The organism is Streptomyces sp. NPDC092296, from assembly GCF_044755465.1.
Taxonomy (GTDB): Bacteria; Actinomycetota; Actinomycetes; order Streptomycetales; family Streptomycetaceae; genus Peterkaempfera.
This window is the reverse complement of sequence record NZ_JBIVRB010000009.1, coordinates 68,966-87,145: the sequence shown is the minus strand read 5'-3', so window position 1 is coordinate 87,145 and position 18,180 is coordinate 68,966. Positions and strand designations below refer to the sequence as shown.

Below are 18,180 nucleotides of genomic sequence, written 5' to 3'. Positions count from 1 at the left end.
TCCGCCGTGACCCGCTCCACGGGCGCCGGCGCTTCCGGGATGTCCTGGGGCTGCTGGGTTTCCCTGTCCGGCAGGCGGGGCTGGTGCTCGGCGCAGATGTGCCGGGCGAGTTGCCGCACGGTGGAGTGGTCGAACACGACAATGGTCTTGAGCTGGATGTCCAGCTCGCGACTGATGGCGTTCACCAGGTCGACACCGACCAAGGAGTCCACCCCGATCGAGGCGAACGGGGCGTCCACGGCGAGCTCGGCCGGAGCCATGCCGAGCGTTGCCGCCGTGATGCGGGCGACCACCTCGGTGACGCGGACCTCGGTGACTCGGACCTCGGTGACGCGGTCCCCGGTGACGCGGTCCTCGCCGGCCGGGCGGCCGCCGGGCGCGGTCCGGCCGGCGGCGGGTCGGTCGTTCATCGCAGCACCTCTGCTCTCCGTTCGGGGCGCCGGGCCGACCGCCGAGCGCGGGTCGGCCGGGGCGACGATCACGGCCTGGACCGGGGCGCCACCCGCCGGGCCGACCGCGGTGGTCCGGACGTGGTGGAAGCCGGCGGCGTCCAGGCCGTCCCGCCAGGCGGCGGCGTCCAGCAGCGGCGAGTGCGGTACGCGCCGCGCGTCGCCGCCGTCCGGCCACCACGCGTCGAACACGCCGAACACCGCGGTGTGGAACACCGACGGTCGCACCAGCTCGGTGAGGACCAGGGCGCCGTCCGGTCGCAGCGCGCGGCGCAGCCGGGCCAGCACCGCGTCCAGCTCCGGCACCGCGTGCAGCACATTCCCGGCGATGATCACGTCGACCGGGCCGAGCCGGGCGAGGTCCGTGTCGGACGCCAGGTCCAGCCGGCCGTACTCGAGGCCGTCGGCACCCAGTTCCGCCCGCACGCCCGCGAGCAACCGCTCGGACGCGTCGGTGACGTGGAGGGTGAACCGGTGGCCGGCCGCCCGCAACCGCTGCACGACGGGCCGGGTCGTGCTCCCGGTGCCCGCCCCCACCTCGAGGATCACCAGCGGCGCCCGGCCCGCGTCGCGCCGGGCCGCAGCCAGGCGTTCGACCTCGTCGGCGAGGACGGCGTGCGCGCGCTGCCCGAACGGGTCGGCGCGGTAGAACTCGGCCACCTCCGCCGACCGGCCGGCTGGGAAGAGCACATCGTGCGCGGTCGCCTCGCCGCGGACCCAGGACCGCAGGGCCGGCAGGCAGGACTCGGCCAGCCGCACCCGGCAGGCCAGCGCCGGGACCTCGGCGGCGAGCGCGGCGCCCGCCGCCGCACCGCCGGCCGCACCCGGCTCGGCGGACGCGTCCAGGTGCGGCCGCGCCAGTGCGCGCAGCCCGCGGACGTACCGGGCGGCGGTGGCGGTGGCCGGTTCCGCGCCGTCGACCGCGGCCGCGGCCGCCTCGGCCAGGTGGCGCTCGACCCGGCGGTAGCCGGCCGCGGGAACCTCGGGAACGTCCGCCCGAGCCCAGACCGGCTGCGCCGGACCGGCGTGCGCGGACAGGCCGATCGCGGCCAGCGCGGCCGGCTCGGCGCGCGCCACCACCAGGCCGGGCAGATCCGTGGCGAGGAGCCTTTCGACGGCATCCAGCCCGTCGGCGACGGAGAGGGAGTGCCAGCCTGCGGCCCGCAGCCGTTCGGCGTACCCGGGCGCGGAGACCACGCCGACCGAGCCCCAGTAACCCCAGTTGACGACCCGGACGGGCAGGCCGAGGGCCCGGTGCCCCCACCGTGCGAGCGCGTCCATCCCGGTCGATCCGGCCGCGTAGTTGCTCTGTCCCGGCGCGCCGCTGAACGACTGGGTGGACGACATCAGCAGTACGAAGTCCAGCTCACGCCCGGCCAGCGCGCGGAACAGGTTCGCCGCACCGTCCACCTTCGGCCGCACCGCGGCGGCGAACCGGTCCACGGACAGGCGTTCCGCGATCGCGTCGTCGAGCACGAGGGCCGAGTGCACGACGCCGTGCAGCAGTCCGCTCCCGGCGAGCTCCTCGACCAGGCGCGCGGTGGCCGCACCGTCGGTGACGTCGACGGCGCGGTATTCGGCCCGGCCGCCGAGGGCGGCCAGCTCCGCGAGGCCGACGCGGATGGCGTCGTCGGCCGGGCGCCGTCCGGTGAGCACGACGCGCGCCCGGTACCGGGAGCAGAGATGCCGGGCCAGCGCGAACCCGATGCCGCCGGCGCCGCCGATGATCAGGTAGCCGCCCCCGTCCCGGAACGGCGGGGTGTTCGGCTCGGGCAGCCGGACCGGCTCCAGCTCCCGCACATGCCGGTGGCCCCCGGCGAACGCCACATCGCGGCCCGGCCGCAGCGTCGGTTCGGCCGCGACCGCGAGCAGCGCGGCCTCGTCGAGGTCGCCGTCGACGCTCGCGCAGCGGACCTCGAGTCGCGGGAGCTCCCGCGCCAGGCTCCTGACCAGGCCGAGCAGGCCGCCCGCGGCCGGGTGCCGGGGGGCACCGCCACGGACGCCGTGCACGTCGCCCAGCACGACGAACAGCCGGCGGGCGCGCGCCAGCACCCCGGCGGTGAGCAAGGCGCGCAGGGCGGCGAACGCGGTGATCACGGGTGCCGAGGCAGGCCGGTCCGGGTCGTCCCCGGGCGCGGCAACGAGCCAGACGTCCTCCCGGTCGCCGATGTCCGGCGCGGTCCCGGCGGCGACGCCGGCCGGCGGCCGGACCAGGAGTGCGCCGCCGTAGCGGCGGTGCAGCGCGGCGGTCGCGGCGACCAGCTCGCCGTCCGCGAGCAGCAGCGCGGACCGGCCGACCGCCGGTCCGTCCGATCCGGAGAGCGGTTCCGGCCGCCACCGCTGGAGGTAGCAGCCCAGCTCAGGGCCGCCGGGGTGGTCGGCCCGGCCAGGGTCGCCGGGCCGGTCGGCCAGGCGGCCGGGCTGTTCGCGGACCCGCAGTCCGCCGAACTCCGCCCGCACCAGGCCGTCGAGGTCAGTGACCCGGATGTCGAAGCGGTCGTCGCCGGCCACGCGGTGGCGCCGGGTGATGATCCAGCCCTCGGCCGGCAGGTCACCGGAGAGCGCGAAGCGGTCCAGCGCGAACGGGAGCACCGTGCGCCGTTCGGCGAGCAGCGCGTCGAACCGCAGCGCGGCCACCGACTGCAGGGCGGCGTCGAGCACGGTCGGGTCGAGCACCTCGTCGGTCCGCCGCGGCGACGACACCCGGCAGACCGCGAGATCGGCACCGACGTGGAGGTCGATCAGACCCCGGTACAGAGGCCCGTACTCCAGCCCGCACGCGGCGAGCGCGCCGTAGAAGTCCTCGGCTGACACGTGTCGGCCGCAGGCGCGCCGTGCGGTGTCCACATCGGACCGGACTGCGTCCACATCGGACCGGACTGCCGTGGCCGCGCCGCGCGACCAGGTGCCCTCGGAGTACTGCGCCCCGGCGGCCGGGCCCTGCGGCGCACCGGTGATGACGACCCGGGTGGCGTCGCCGTCGGGCCGCAGTTCGACGGACAGGGCCAGCCCCGGTCCGGACACCTCGGCCGTCCGGGACCACACCTGGTCGCGGAGCTCGCGGTGCGCCCCGGACGCGCCGTTCACCGCCGCGTACGCCCGCGCGAGGTGGACCACCCCGGGCAGTACCGGGCGTCCGGCCACCCGGTGCTGCGCCACCACCGGGTCGTCCGCGCTCCACCGCGCCGCGACCGGCTCCGGGCGCGCCGGTCCGGCCTGCGGCCGGGGTTCCGGCCGAGTGTGCGGCCGGGGCTCCGGCCGCGGTGCGGCGCCGGGCAGGTCGGAGATCCAGTGCCGCCGCCGGGCGAACGGGTAGGTGGGCAGCGAGATCCGGCGCACCGGCTGCCCGGCGAACCGCGCGTCCCAGTCCACACGGCCGCCCGCGGCCCAGAACGCGGCCAGCTGCCCGGGTGTCGGTTCGACCGACGGTTCCCTGGTCCCGTCGGCGTCCCCGTCCGGCCCGGTGAACACCCCGGCCGGCGCCGCGCCGGCCAGCCACGAGGTCAGCCGGTCGCGCAGCTCCGGCACGGAGCCGGCCAGCACGGCCAGCCGCCGCGGCATCTGCTCCCGGCCACAGGCGAGGGTGAAGGCCACGTCGGCCAGCGCGATCGCGGGTTCCGCCACGGTGGGCGCAGCGCGGAGGGCGCTCAGCAGCGCGGTCAGCGAGGCCGCGCCCAGCGCGGAGGTGTCCCAGCCGCGAGGCATGCCGACGACGGCGAGGCGCGCGGCCAGCCGGGCCAGCCCGGTGGGGCTCACGCCGAGGTCGGCCAGCGGCTCGTCCGGCGGCACGTCGGCCACCGCGCAGCCGAGGTCCGCGCACACGATCGCCTCGACCTCACCGGTCGGAACGGTGTCGGCAGCCCTGGCGGTCCCGGTGCCCGCGAGGTGCGCGGCGAGCGCCGCGGCGCGCTGCCGCAGGGCGTCGTCGGTCATCGCCGACAGCGGGACGACCTGCCCGGCGGGGCCGGTGACGGGGGTGCTCACTTCGGCGCCTCCTCGATGACGACGTGCGCGTTGATCCCGCCGAAGCCGAACGAGCTGATCCCGGCCGTCCGCCGGTGCTCCGGGCGCGGCGTCCAGGGCACGCGGTCCCGGGCGATCCGGATGCCGGTCCCGTCCAGCCGGATGTGTTCGTTGAGCCGGTCGAGGTGCAGATTGCGCGGGATGACCTGGTGCTTGAGCGCGAGCAGGACCTTGAACAGGCCGGCCATGCCCGCCGCCGCCTCCAGGTGCCCCACCACGGACTTGACCGAGCCGATGACCGGCGCGGGCGGTGCGGACAGCCGCTGCGCGGTGGTCAGCCGGTCCAGCGCCTTCTTCAGTCCGTTCACCTCGATGGGGTCGCCCAGCGGGGTCCCGGTCCCGTGCATCTCGACGTAGTCCAGGTCGGCCGCGGAAATCCCGGACGTGCGCACCGCGCGCTCGATCAGGTCGGCCTGCGCGTTCGGGTTGGGTGTGGTGAGCGTGTTGACCTTGCCACCGTGGTTGACCGCGCTGCCCCGGATGACGCCGTGGATGTGGTCGCCGTCGGCCAGCGCGCGACCGAGCGGCTTGAGCAGCACGGCCGCGACGCCCTCCCCACGCACATAGCCGTCGGCGCCCTGGTCGAACGTGCGGCAGCGCCCGGTGGGGCTGAGCATCCCGGCGCGGGAGAAGGACAGCGAGATCGTCGGGGAGATGATCAGGTTGACGCCGCCGGCGATCGCCGTGCCGCACGAGCCGGTGCGCAGCGCCTCGATGGCGGAGTGCAGCGCGACGAGGGAACTCGAGCAGGCCGCGTCGATCGGGAAACTGGGGCCGGTCAGGTTCAGGTAGTAGGACACCCGGTTGGCCAGCAGGGAGTGGAACATGCCGGTGGTGCTGTAGCCCTCCATCGGCCGGCCGGACGCGCGGACCAGTTCGAAGTAGTCGTGGCTCGCGGCGCCGACGAACACACCGGTGCGGTCGGCCGACAACTGCGACGGCCGGTAGCCCGCCTCCTCGATCGCCGCGTACGCGGTCTGCAGGAACAGCCGGTGCTGCGGGTCCATCAAGGCGGCCTCGCGCGGCGAGATCCCGAAGAACGCGTGGTCGAACGAGGCGATGTCGGGGAGGAAGCCGCCCCACTTGCTGTTGGTGGTGTTCGGCGCGGCCATGTCCGGGTCGTAGTGCTCCCGCCAGTCCCACCGGTCCGCGGGGATCTCGGTCACCAGGTCGTCGCCGTCGTGGAGGTGCGCCCAGAACGACTCGACGTCGTCCGAAAGCGGGAACTTCCCGGCCATCCCGATGATCGCCACCGGTTCCGGCCCGCCAGCGGTCGGCGTGGACGATCTGGGCGGGGGCGCGACCACCGGGCGCGGCGCACGGGTCGGGACGGGGGCCGGGACGGGGGTCGGGGCGGGGGTCGGGGCGGGGGTCGGGGCGGGCAGGGCCTCGGTGCGGATGCCGCCGGTCTCGGCCAGGTGGGCCGCCAGCGCGCGCACCGTGGCGTACTCGAAGAACGTGGCCGGGGTGGTGTCCATGCCGAGCTCGGTGTTCAGGTCGCCGGACAACCGGGTGAAGGCCAGCGAGTCCAGGCCGTAGTCGGCGATGTCCGCGTCCACGTCCACTCGGCCGGGCTCGGTCTGGCTCAGCGCCGCGATCCGCTCCACCAGGAAGGCACTCGCCACCGCCGCCGCCCGGTCGCCGCCCCGCACCGGCTCGCCGCCCGCACCGGATTCCACCGTGACGTCCGCTCCGGGCTCGACCGGGACGACGGGTGTCGACGGCGGAACGGCTGCCAGCAGCCGGGCCGAGCGAGGCACCACGGCGACCACCGGCTCCGGCTGGCCGAGCGCGGCGTCCAGCGCGGCCAGCGCCTCCACGGCCGCGATCGGGCGCAGACCGTGCCCGGTCCGCAGGCGTTCCAGGTTCCCCGGGTCGGCGCGCATCCCGCCGTCCTGCCAGAACGGCCACAGCACCGACCACGTGCCGCCGGTGCGGTCGGACCGCACCGCCCGGTCCCGCGCGAACGCGTCGAGCCAGGCGTTGGCGCAGGCGTACGCGGACTGGCCCGGGTTGGGCACGGCCGAGGCCAGGGAGGAGAAGACGCAGAAGACGTCCAGGTCGAGCCCGGCGGTGAGCCGGTCCAGGTGCTGCGCGCCGTCGACCTTCGGAGCCAGTACGGCGCGGACACCGTCACCGGTGGCCGCCAACGCGAACTCGTCGTGCAGCACGGCCGCGCAGTGGAAGACCCCGTCGATCCGCCCCGCCACCCGCAGGGCCGCGGTCACGGCCGCCGCAGCGCCCTCGGCGGTGGCGACATCGGCCCGCACCTGCGTCACCGACGCCCGGATCTCCGGCGGGAACAGGCCCTCCGGCACCGCGGAGCGGCACACGTTCACCACGCGCGCGCCGTACCGGGTGACCAGGTGCTCGACCACGTGCCTGCCCACCCCGCCGTTGCCGCCGGTCACCAGGCACACCGGTTCGTCCCGCAGCGGCGCGCGGTCCCCGGCCGGGATCTGCCGCCAGTCGCGGCCGAGCACGTCGCCGTCGGCGGCGGCGCGGTACGCGACCCGGTCCCAGCCGGAGGCCAGCAACAGGCCGACCGCGGCGCGCGGGTCGGCGCCGTCCGGGACGTGCAGCACCGCGGCCGTGCAGCGGCTCAGCTCGGCGGTCGCGGTGGTGACCAGCCCGGTCAGCGCGGCGAACGCGGGCGGCAACGCGTCGCCGCCGACGGCGACGCACAACAGCCGGGCCGCGCTGATGCCGGGCGACCGCGCCAGCAGGCGCAGCGCGTGCAGGACCACCTCGGCCGCCGGACCGGGCTGCGCGTCACCGAACGTCCCCGACTCCGCGGAGCAGGCCAGCACGAGGTCGACGGCGCCCTCCGGCCCGCCCGCCAGCGCGTCCGCCAGCGCCCCGCAGGCCGCGCCCGGGTCCGTGGTCCACGCGGCGGTCACGGCCCGATGGCCGGCGCGGCCGCGGCCGGCGGTCAGCCCGGCCTCAAGGAGGCGCTGCCCGAGTTCCGGCCGGTCCGCCAGGACGATCAGCCGATCGCCGCCCGGGGCGGCCGGGCGGTCCGGCACGGCGGCCGTCCAGACCGGGGCGCACAGCACGAGTTCGTCGCCGCCCGTGGTCTGTGCGGTGCCCGGGAAGTCGCGCACCCACAGGTCGTGGACGCGCAGCACCACCCCGCCGTCCGGGTCGCACACCTCGACGTCGAAGCTGCGCGCGCCGCGGGCGACCCGGCCGAGGGTGATCCGGGAGCGCACCTCTGCGGGCAGTGGCGCGAACAGCTCGCACCGGCCGACGGAGAACGGCAGCCGCAGCTCGTCTCCGCCGGTGAGCAACACGGACGACTGGAGGCAGGAGTCGAACACGGCCGGGTCGGGGTCCGGTCCGGTCAGGTCGCGCGCCGCCGGGTCGCGCACCACGTGGGCCAGGAGTTCGCCCTCGCCGGTCCGTATCTCCCGGATCCCCCGGTAGGCGGCGTCGAGTTCCAGCCCCCGGCCGTGCAGGAGTCGGTACAGCTCGCCGGGGTCTGCGCTACCCGGGCACCGCTCGCGGACGTCGGCCAGCCGGACCCGGTCCGGCCGGGCGCCCGCGGTGGCCAGCACCGCGCCCTCGGCGTGCGTGCGCCGACCGGCCGGGCCGTCGCTGGTCACCGCGAACCGCCGGGCGCCGGCGGCGGTGCCGGTGAACTCGACGGACACGGTACGCGTGCCGGTCACGGTGATCGGCTCGGTCAGCACCAGGTTCCGCACCCCCGCGAACGGGAGTCCGCAGTCCGCGGCGGCCGCGCCGACGACCCCGATGACCGCGACGGCGGGCAGGACCGGGGTTCCGCTCACCCGGTGGTGGTCGAGCAGGACGTCCCGGGCGTCCAGGTCGATGTGCCGGACGGACCCGCTGCCGCGCAGCACCAGGTCACGAGCGCCCGCGCCCGGGGACCGGGTCGGTTGGCCGGGAGCGCCCGCCGGGCCCTCGGGCAGCGGCGGCAGCGCGATGCGCTCGCGGGCGAACGGGTACAGCGGGAGGGGCACATGGGGCAGCGGCTCCGGCCACCGGGCCGCCCAGTCCACGTTGGCGCCGTCGGCCCACGACCGGGCCAGCCGGTCCGGATCAGCGTCCACGGCGGGCCGGTCCGGCCCGGTGCCGGGCGCGCGCCGGCCGAGCACCAGCAGCGGGTGCGCCGCGCCCCGCCCGTACGCACGCAGCGCGGCCCGCAGCTCCGGCACCGAGTCGGTGACCACTGCCAGCCGGTGGGACAGCGGCTCGCGGCGGACCTGGAGGTGGTGCGCGATCTCCGCGGGAGTCCCGACCGGCTCGGCGAGCCGGTCGGCCAGCAGGAGGCATAGGTCGCCTAACTGCTCGTCCGACCGCGCGGAGACGCAGAAGACGTGCCGACCGGGCACGTCGACCCGGGCCGGCGCGGGCGCCGGGTACTCCTCCAGTACGACGTGGCAGTTGGAGCCGCCCGCGCCGAACGAGCTGACCCCGGCCCGCCGGGGTTCGTCGTCCGGCCAGGGCCGCGCCGAGGTCACCACCTCGAAGCCCAACCCGGGCAGGTCGAGGGCCCGGTTGGGCGGTTCCGCGCGCAGGCTCGGCGTCAGCGTCCGGTGCCGCAGCTGGAGCAGGACCTTGGTCAGCCCAGCGACCCCCGCTGCCGCCTCCAGATGCCCGATCTGCGGTTTCACCGAGCCGATCAGCACCGGCCGCGCCCCCGGACCGTGCTCGCGGAGGGCCGAGGCCAGGCCGGCGACCTCGACCGGATCACCGAGTCGGGTGCCGGTGCCGTGCGCTTCCACGTAGCTCACCGAACCCGGCTCGACGGCGGCGTCGGCCAGCGCCGACCGCACCACCGCGGCCTGCGCCTGCGGCTGCGGGACGGTGAACCCCTGGGCCCGTCCGCCGTGGTTGGCCGCGGACCCGCGCAGGACGCCGAGAATCCGGTCGCCGTCGCGTTCGGCGTCGGCCAGCGGCTTGAGCACCAGCGCGCCCACGCCCTCGCCCGGGACGAACCCGTCGGCCGCGGCGCCGAACGCGCTGCACGTCCCGGTGGCCGAGACCATCTGCTTGTGGCCGAGGTAGTCGTACTTCCACGGGTGCAGGTAGAGGTTGACGCCGCCGGCGATCGCGACCGCGCACTCCCCGGCGCGGAGGCTCCGGATGGCGAGGTGCACCGCGTTGAGCGACGACGCGCACGCCGTGTCCACGGCGACGCTCGGCCCGCGCAGGTCGAACGCATACGAGACCCGGTTGGCGACGGCCCAGGGCATCGAGGTCGGGAAGAACGGCTCCCCACGGTCCCAGTAGCGCGGTCCCCACAGGCTGTGGGTCGCGGTGGTGACCCCGACGAACACGCCGGTCCGGCGGGCATCCGGGTCGTCCGGGTCGCCGAGCGTCGACGGCGGGATGCCGGCGTCCTCCAGCGCGTGCCACGCGGTCTGCAGGAACAGGCGTTCCTGCGGGTCCATGGTGGCGGCGTCCGCGGGTGAGATGCGGAAGAACCGGGGATCGAAGAGGTCGACGTCGGTGAGGAAGCCGCCGGTCGGGCAGTGGGTGCTCGCGGCATCCCGGTCCCCGCCGGCGGGGGGCGCACCCGCGGTGTCCCATCGGTCCGCGGGTACGGGCACGATGTGCTCCCCGCCCCGGCGCAGCAGGTTCCAGAACGCGTCGAGGTCCTCGGCCCCGGGGTAGCGGCCTGCCATCCCGACGACCGCGACGGCGTCCCGCTGTCCACGCGGATCCGGTCGCGGGCCGGATTCCGGCGCGGGTTCCGCAGCGGATTCCGGGGTGTCGGCGACCGGGACGGTGCCGGCCGGTCCGGCCCAGGCGCGCAGCGCTTCCGGGCGGCGTTCGGCGAGCTTGTGCGCGGCCTGCCGCAGCGTGCGGCTCTCGAACAGCAACGTCGGTTCCTGGCCGCCGAGGTCGTCCTCGACGCCCTGGTTGAACCGCAGCACGGCGATCGAGTCGATCCCGTAGTGGTCCAGCCCCGCACCCAGGTCCACGGCGGCCTCGTCCACCGCGAGCAGCCGGGCCAGCGCGGTGCGGACATACCGCTCGCCGAGCTGCCGCAGCGACTCCGCCGCGTCCGGGACCGCCACCGGACCGGCGGCCGCCGGGGGTGCGAACGCGCTGGTCAGCAGGTGTGCGGCCGCGGGATCGCCGTGCGCGGGCACGACGACGTCCCGGTCGCCGTCGATCGCGGCGGCCAGCACGCCGAGCCCGGTGTCCGCGGCCATCGGCGCGAACGCGCCGGACGTGACGAACGGATGGGCGGCGTCCAGCCGCATTCCGCCGTCGGCCCACAGCCCCCAGGCCACGGACACGCACCGGCCACTGCGTTCGCCCGCGGCCCGCCGCGCGTTGCGCTGCCGGGCCACCGCGTCCAGGTGGGCGTTGGCGACCGCGTACGCGGCCTGCCCCGGGTTGCCGGCCACCACCGACAGCGAGGAGCAGAGCGCGAAGTAGTCGACAGGCTGGTCCGCGGTGGCCTCGTCCAGGTTGCGGGCGCCGCGGACCTTGGGCCGGCACACGGCGGCGAGCCGCTGCTCGTCGAGGTTGCGGATGAAGCAGTCGTCGAGCACGCCGGCGGCGTGGATCACCCCGCGCACCGGCCCGAACTCGGCGGTCACCGCCGCGACGACGGCCCGCACCTGGGCGGCGTCCGCCACGTCGCACCGCCGGTACACCAGCCGGCTACCCCTCGCGTCCCGCGGCTCCGACGGGCCCTCTGCGGCCCGGCCCAGAAGCACCACGGTCGTGTCCGGGTTGGCGAGCAGGGCGCGCGCGAAAACGCGGCCCAGGTGGCCGCGACCGCCGGAGACGAGGTGCACGCCGCCCGGCCGCACCGGCAGCGCACCGGTGGTGGGCGGCTCCGCCGCGTCGCCCGGCGTGTAGGTCAGCGCGCGGCGCGCGCCGTCCTCGATCCGGACCACCGGGTGGCCGGTGGCGGCCGCTTCGGCCAGCACCAGCCGCCGCAGCGCGTCCGGGGACAGGTGGTCGCGCAGGTCGACGCAGCGAAGGGTCACCGTCGCGGACTCCTTGGCCAGCAACGGACCCAGCGCCCACGCGGCCTCGACGCCCGGCCCGGCCGTGCCGGGCAGCGCGACCTGCACCAGCCGCAGCGCGTGGTCCGGCCGCACCCGCGCGGCCGCGCGGGCCGCACCCAGCAGCGCGGGCACCGACCAGTGCAGGCCGTCCCCGAAACCGTCCTCCGGGTCCTCGGGATCGGCCAGGAAGGGATCGGCCAAGAAGGGATCGGCCAGGAACACCACCGCGTCCAGGCCGTCCACGGCGCTCCCCGCAGCGGTGAACCAGGACTCCCACGCGGCGAAGGAGCGCAGATCGGCGACGTCCCGGTCCGGCTGCGCACCCGGCCGATGCCGCAGCCACCGCACGCCGGCATCCGCCCAGTCGCCCCGGTGGTCGTCGTGGTCGCCACGGTCCGCGGTCACCACCAGCACCGACGGCGGGCGGACCGGAGCGGCGACCGGAGCCGGAACCCAGTCCGAGATCAGCTCGTAGGTCGAGGCGGGGCGCGGCGCCTTGGCCGGAGCACCGGGCTCCCGCTCCGCGCGCACCGGGCCGGTGAGCCGCAGCGTGGTCCGGTCGAACGCGCAGGCCGGCAGCGGGATGCGACGGTACGTCCCCTCGGCGAACCAGGCCCGCCAGTCGACGTCGGCGCCGCGGGTCCACAGGTCCACCAGCGGCGGCAACAGGCGTTCCCGCGACGGCACGACGGGCAGGTCCACCGGCGCGGCGGGGTCGTCCGCCGACGGCTCGCACGGGCGGGCCGACAGCAGCGGGCCGGTGTCGGCGCGGCCCGGGGCGGTGCGCAACGTCACCGGATCGGCCGCCGCCGCCCGCTCCGCGCGGAGCCGCCCCAGGGCCGGGAGCGCACTGGGCAGGTCGGCCGGGGCGTCGGCGTCCAGCGGCACCGCGCCGTCGGCGGGCCGGTGCGCGCCGGCCAGGAACCCGGCCAGTTCCGCAGGATCGGCGGTGCAGTGCGCCACCAGCGCCAGCACCGCGTCGAGCACCGCGTCGGCCGGTTCCGGGCCTGGCTCCAGGTCCCACCGCGTCCGCACCCGCGTCAGGACGCCGCCGCACGCGATCGCGGCGACCAGCCGTGCCCGGCCGTCGGGCCACTCGGCCGCAGGTCCGCCGGACCCGTGGGCAGGTAGCGGGATGCCGTGCCCGGCCAGCGCGGTCCGCCAGTCGGCCAAGCTCCGCCGGACCAGCGGCACGGCGTCCTCCAGCCGCACCGCCTCCCGGATCAGCCGGTCGAGTCGCTCGGGCGGCGCCGCGACCTGGTCGACGAGGTCGCGCAGTTCCGCCCAACCGAGCACGTCCGGCCGCAGCCAGGCCCAGCCGTGCTCCCCGAGGACCGGGACCCGAGCCGGTGCCAGCCGTACGTCCGGCTCCGGACCGCCTGCCAGCCGCAGCGCGTCGGTCACCGACAGCATCCCGGCCGCCTGGGCGACCGGCCACCAGCCCGTGGCGGTCGGCCGCAACGCCGCCATCCCGAGGTACCGCCGCAGGACGCGCAGCAGCAGGATCGCGTGCAGGCACCGGCTCGCCGGGGTGACCCGGCCGGCGCGGAGGTCCTCGACGGCCGCCGCGGCCACCGCGGACTCCCCGGCCAGCGCGTCCAGTTCGGGTCCGCACACACCGGCGGTCCCGATCAGGTCCGCCGGCTCGACCGGCGCGGAGCCGACCCGCACCTCCCACCGCGCGTGCTGCGGCCGGGCCTCCCCGCCCAGCGCCGCCGCCACATCCGCCGCGCCTGAGGCACCGCCCACCGCGCCGGTCGCAGCGGTGCGCACGACTCCGCCGATCCGGTATGCCATCGCCTGCCGCCCGGTGGCCAGCGTGTAGGCCGCGTTCACCGGGTCCGTCCCGACCGCCGGTGCCACGCGCTCCCGCACGGCCCGCAGCGCGGTCGCGGACCGGGCGGACAGCAGCAGCGGTACCCCCTCCGGCGGCAGCGCGGGCGCCGGCCCCGGCTCCGGGCCCTGCTCCACGACGAGGTGCGCGTTCGACCCGCCCGCGCCGAATGAGCTGACCGCGGCCCGGCGGCGCTCCTCCGGCCGACGCGGCTGCCACGGCTCGGCGCGGTCCAGTACCCGAATCCCGTCTCCCAGCCGCAACAACGGGTTCGGCTCGCCCACCCCGGGACTGGGCGGCATGGTGCCGGCCGCCATCATCTCCAGCACTTTGACCAGCCCCACGGCGCCCGCCGCGGCCTCGGTGTGCCCGACGTTGGCCTTCACCGAACCGACGCACAGCGGCGGTCGGCCCTCCACCGCGTACACCGACCGCAGCGCCTCGACCTCGATCGGGTCGCCGAGCGGGGTTCCGGTGCCGTGCGCCTCCACGTACTGCACGGACCCGGGGTCGACATCGCCGGACGCCAACGCTTTGCGGATCAACGAGATCTGGGCGCGCTTGGTCGGCGCGGTGACCGAGCGGCGGGGGCCCGCGCTGTTCACCGCCGACCCGACGACGCAGCCGTAGATGTGGTCGCCGGCGGCGAGCGCGTCGGACAGCCGCCGCAGCAGCAGCACCGCCACTCCGTCGCTGCTGACGAACCCGTCGGCGTCGCGGCTGAATGTGTGGCACCGGCCGGTGGGGCTGAGCATGCGGGCGTGGGAGTAGGAGATGTACTTCCACGGGTGCAGGTTTGTGCACACGCCGCCGGCCAGCACGAAGTCCGACTCGCGGTTCTGCAGCGAGCGCACGCCCAGGTGCACCGTCAGCAGGGAGGACGAGCATGCGGCGTCGACCGAGTAGCTCGCCCCGTCCAGGCCCAGGAAGTGCGACACCCGGTTGGCGATCATGTAGTCGGAACCGCCGAACGTGGTCCGCTCGGTGATGTCGGTCAGCGCGGGCGGCAGCTGCAGGTGGTCCCGGGAGGTGATGCCGAAGTAGACGTCGGTGGCGCCGTCGCGCAGGTCGGCCAACGGGATGCCGGAGTCCTCCACGCACCGCCAGGACTCCTCCAGGGCGAGCCGCTGCTGCGGGTCCATGTGTACGGCCTCGGCGCGGCTGATCCGGAAGAAGTCGGCGTCGAACCCGTACGGGTCGGGCAGTTGCCCTCCCCACCGGGACAGGCTGCGGCCCGGCGCGGGCACATCGGTGTGGAAGTCGGCCGGGTCCCAGCGTTCGGGCGAGATCTCGGTGATGTCGCACTGCCCGCGCAGGATGTTCGCGGCGAGCTCCCCCCGGGTCTCGGCGCCGGCGACGCGGCAGGCGGTGCCGACGATCGCGATCTTCTCCCACGGGCTGGGCGGGCCGGACATCATGCCTCACCCCGCGCGCGCCCGGCACCGGCGGCGAGCAGGTCCCAGGCGCCGTGCATGATCCGCTGCGCCAGGTCCTCGACGTGCCGTTCCCGCCATGAGCGCAGGGGAGTGTCCCGCACCCACTGGTTGAACGCACCCAGGCACGGTCCGCAGTGGATCTGGAAGTCGAGCTTGAGCGCGGTGGCGCCGGTCATGGCGGCCCGCTGGCTGTGGCCGAAGTACCAGCGGAACGCGAGCGCCATCCGGTGCCGGGGGTCGGTCGCGGCGCGGGTCAGCTGCTCGGGGTCACGCTGCCGGAAATACTCCTCGGTCTCCGCCCACACCTGGTCCAGGCCGCGCTGGAAGTACCGCTTCTCCAGCAGCTCGCGGACGTCGGCGGGGAGGTCTTCCAGCGAGTTGTGCGTCCGGTACAGCTCGTGCAGCTTGCGGGCTCGGGCCGGGAAGAACACGCCCTTGCGGACCACCTGCACCTGTGAGCCGAGCTCGAACATGTCGCCCGCGGGTGCGTAGTCGGTGTCGTGGATGTCGATCTCCTGCAGGAGATCCTTCACCTCGTCGGACATGCCGGACTCGGCCGTGCACAGGTTGACCGAGCCGGTCGTGACGAAGTCGGCGCCCATCGCGAACGCCGCCGCCGCCGCATGCGGCGTGCCGATGCCGCCGGCGACCCCGAGCCGCACCCGCGCCGCGTAGCCGTACCGCTGCTGGGCCCGGTCGCGCTGCGTCGCGAGCGCGGGGTAGAGCACGAGCGGGTTGCGCCGGTCGGTGTGCCCGCCGGAATCCCCCTCGGCGCAGAGGTCGTCGGCCACCTGGATCCGCTCGCCCAGGCGCGCCTGTTCGGCCGTCACCAGCCCGCGGCGGAGCAGGTCCGCGACGATCTCCGGGGGTGGCGGGGCGAGGAACTCCGCGGCGACCTCCGGACGCGACACCTTGGCCATGATCTTGTTGTCCGCCTCGATCGCGCCGTCCGCCCCGGCGCGGAGCCCGGCCAGCCGGTAGCGCACCAGCGCGGCGCTCACCTTGATGAACGCCGACGCCTCGACGCGCCGCACCCCCTTGCGCAGGCACAGATCGAGGAGTTCCTCCTCGCCGGCCGGGGACAGCGGGTCATGCACCAGGTTGACGCCGAACGGCGCCCCCGGGCCCAGTTCGGCCGTGATCCGGTCGACGGCGGCCGCGACGTCCGCCATCGACAGGCCGCCGGCGCCGAAGTACGCGAGCAGGCCGTTGCGCGCGGCCCGGCACACCAGGTCGGCAGAGGCGATGCCCCGGTACATCCCACCGCACACATAGGCCAGGTCGACACCGTGGTCCCGGCGGAAGTCGGCGCTGCCCAGCGACGCCGGGCCGCCGGCGCTGCTCCGCTCGGGCGACGGGAGGGTGGCGACGGAGGCGGGCGACCCGGATTCGTTCCGCTGCGCAGAACGGTTGTGCGCCAAGGCATCGCCGGACGGGACGCCACTTTGTCCGGCCGAGCCGGTGCGCCCGGCTTCCGTGGTGGCGGCGGACCCCTCGGCGTGCTCGATGATCGCCTTGTTCAGCTTGGTCAGCACCTGGCCGGGGCCGACCTCGCGCAGGTCCTCGATGCCACGGGCGAGCAGCCCGCGCACCAGGTCCACCCACCGGACCGGGCTGATCAGTTGGCGACCGAGGAGCGCCCGGATGTCCGGGGGCAGCGGGTCGCCGGTCACGCTGGACAGCACCGGGATCTTCGGTTCGGCGAACGGGATGTCGCCGAGGAATCGCTCGAAGTCCAGCCGGGACGGCTCCATGTACCGCGAGTGGAACGCGCCGCTGATCTGTAGCGGGATGAACCGCGCGCCGACGTCCTTGAACGCGGTCGAGGTCTCCATCAGCCGGTCCCGTGGCCCGGACAGGACGACCTGCACCGGCGAGTTGATGTTGGCCACGTCGACATCGGTGAATCCGCCCGTGGCCAGCACCGCGGACACCTCGGTCTCCGACAGCCCGATCACCGCGGCCATGCCGCCGCCGGTCAGTTTGGACATCAGCAGCCCGCGTTCCCGCACCGCGCGCACCGCGTCACGGAAGGACAGCACCCCCGCGGCGTGCAGGGCGTTGAACTCGCCGAGGCTGTGGCCCGCCAGCAGCACCCGGTCAGGATCGACCTCGCCCCGCTCCACGAGTTCCCGGTGGTGCAGGGCGTTCACCACGAACAGGGCCGGCTGGGTGTACTCGGTCTGGCTGAGCAGCCGGTCGGGGTCCTCCACGCACAACCGCTCGATGGAGAAGCCGAGCGCGTCGTCCGCATCCCGCACCAGGTCGGGCCAGCGCGGGAAGAGGTCGCGGCCCATGCCCCGATACTGGGAGCCCTGGCCGGGAAACAGCAGGGCTGTCGTGGTACCGCTCGCGGTGCGGCCCGTCCTGACCTGGTCGAGCATTCGATGACCTTTCGCGGGGGTGGGCGCGGGGCGCACACCGATCTCGGCCACGGCGTCGAGGACCGGCCGGGGGGGCAGGAACGGGCCGGTGAGCGCGCAACTGCGGCCCGCCACCCGGGCGCCGAGCTCGGCGCGAAGGAAGCCGTGCATCGAACCGCTCGGGCTGAGGTCCACCCAGCGCGTCCGGTGGCCTGGTTCCGACTCCACCGCCGAAACCGTCTCCTGCCAACGGATCGGCGCCCGGACGGCGGCCCACAGGTGCTCCCGGGACGGGCCGGTGACCGTCGTGGTCGCGCAGGACACCAGCGGGATTCCGGCCGACCGGAGGTCCAGCCGGGCCAGGTTCTCCTCGAAGCGGCTGCGGATGGCGTCGATCAGCGAGGAGTGGAACGCGTAGTCGATCGGCAGCACCTGGCTCATCACATCGCGGGTCCGCAGGTCCGCCGCGACCCGGTCGACGTCGTCCACCGGCCCCGCGACCACGAAGTGCTGACCGGTGTTGACGGCGGCGAGTTCCAGTGCACCCCAGTCGATCCAGCGCTCGGTGAAGTACCGGGGATCGGCCAGCACGGCGAGCATCCCGCCGATCGGGCAGTCCCGTTCCAGCAGGGTCACATGCCCGGCCAGGGCCGAGGCCAGTTGCTCGCGGTCGATCCCGCCGGCGGCGGCCAGCGCCGCGAACTCGCCCAGGCTGGCCCCGACGAGCAGGTCCGGCCGGACGTCGCGGTGCACCAGCGCGTCGAACAGCGCCAACTCGACCATGACGATGCCGGGGTGCGACAGCCGGATGTCGCTCAGCATCCCGGCCGTTCCGGGGGCCGGTTCGAACAACCGTTGCGGGAGACCGGGAATGCCGTGGTCACCGAACATCTGGCCGAGCTCGGTCATCGTCCGGCGGAAAACCGGGTCGGTGTCGTGCAGGTACCGTCCCATGCCGGGGTACTGGGCTCCCTGCCCCGCGAACACGAAGGCGGTGCGCGAGGCGCCGGAGTCCTCGCCCGTCCCGGCTGTTCCCATGCCCGCCGACGGCGACCGGAGCCCGATGTCAGACACGCCCAT

Annotated in this window: 3 protein-coding genes (1 of these 3 running past the window's edge); all 3 read right to left on the bottom strand. The window is 75.7% G+C overall.

What is annotated here, in order from left to right; all coding sequences use genetic code 11:
- Tightly spaced (each overlapping or abutting the next), the 3 genes in view from ACIQGZ_RS20405 to fabD form a layout consistent with a single transcriptional unit that may run on beyond the window.
- Positions 1 to 4,433, bottom strand: the 5' portion of a protein-coding gene (locus tag ACIQGZ_RS20405; RefSeq protein ID WP_402603532.1) for an SDR family NAD(P)-dependent oxidoreductase. It extends 2,890 nt beyond the left edge of the window; 4,433 of the gene's 7,323 nt are visible here — the first part of the coding sequence; the start codon lies at positions 4,431 to 4,433; its stop codon lies beyond the left edge, outside the window.
- Entirely contained in the window at positions 4,430 to 14,716 is a 10,287-nt protein-coding gene (locus ACIQGZ_RS20400) for an SDR family NAD(P)-dependent oxidoreductase (RefSeq protein ID WP_402603530.1), read from the bottom strand. The genes ACIQGZ_RS20405 and ACIQGZ_RS20400 overlap by 4 nt, the downstream gene beginning before the upstream one ends.
- Positions 14,716 to 18,180 carry an ACP S-malonyltransferase gene (gene fabD, locus ACIQGZ_RS20395; RefSeq protein ID WP_402603528.1) on the bottom strand — a complete coding sequence of 1,155 codons (3,465 nt, stop codon included), beginning with the start codon at positions 18,178 to 18,180 and terminating at the stop codon, positions 14,716 to 14,718. The genes ACIQGZ_RS20400 and fabD overlap by 1 nt, the downstream gene beginning before the upstream one ends.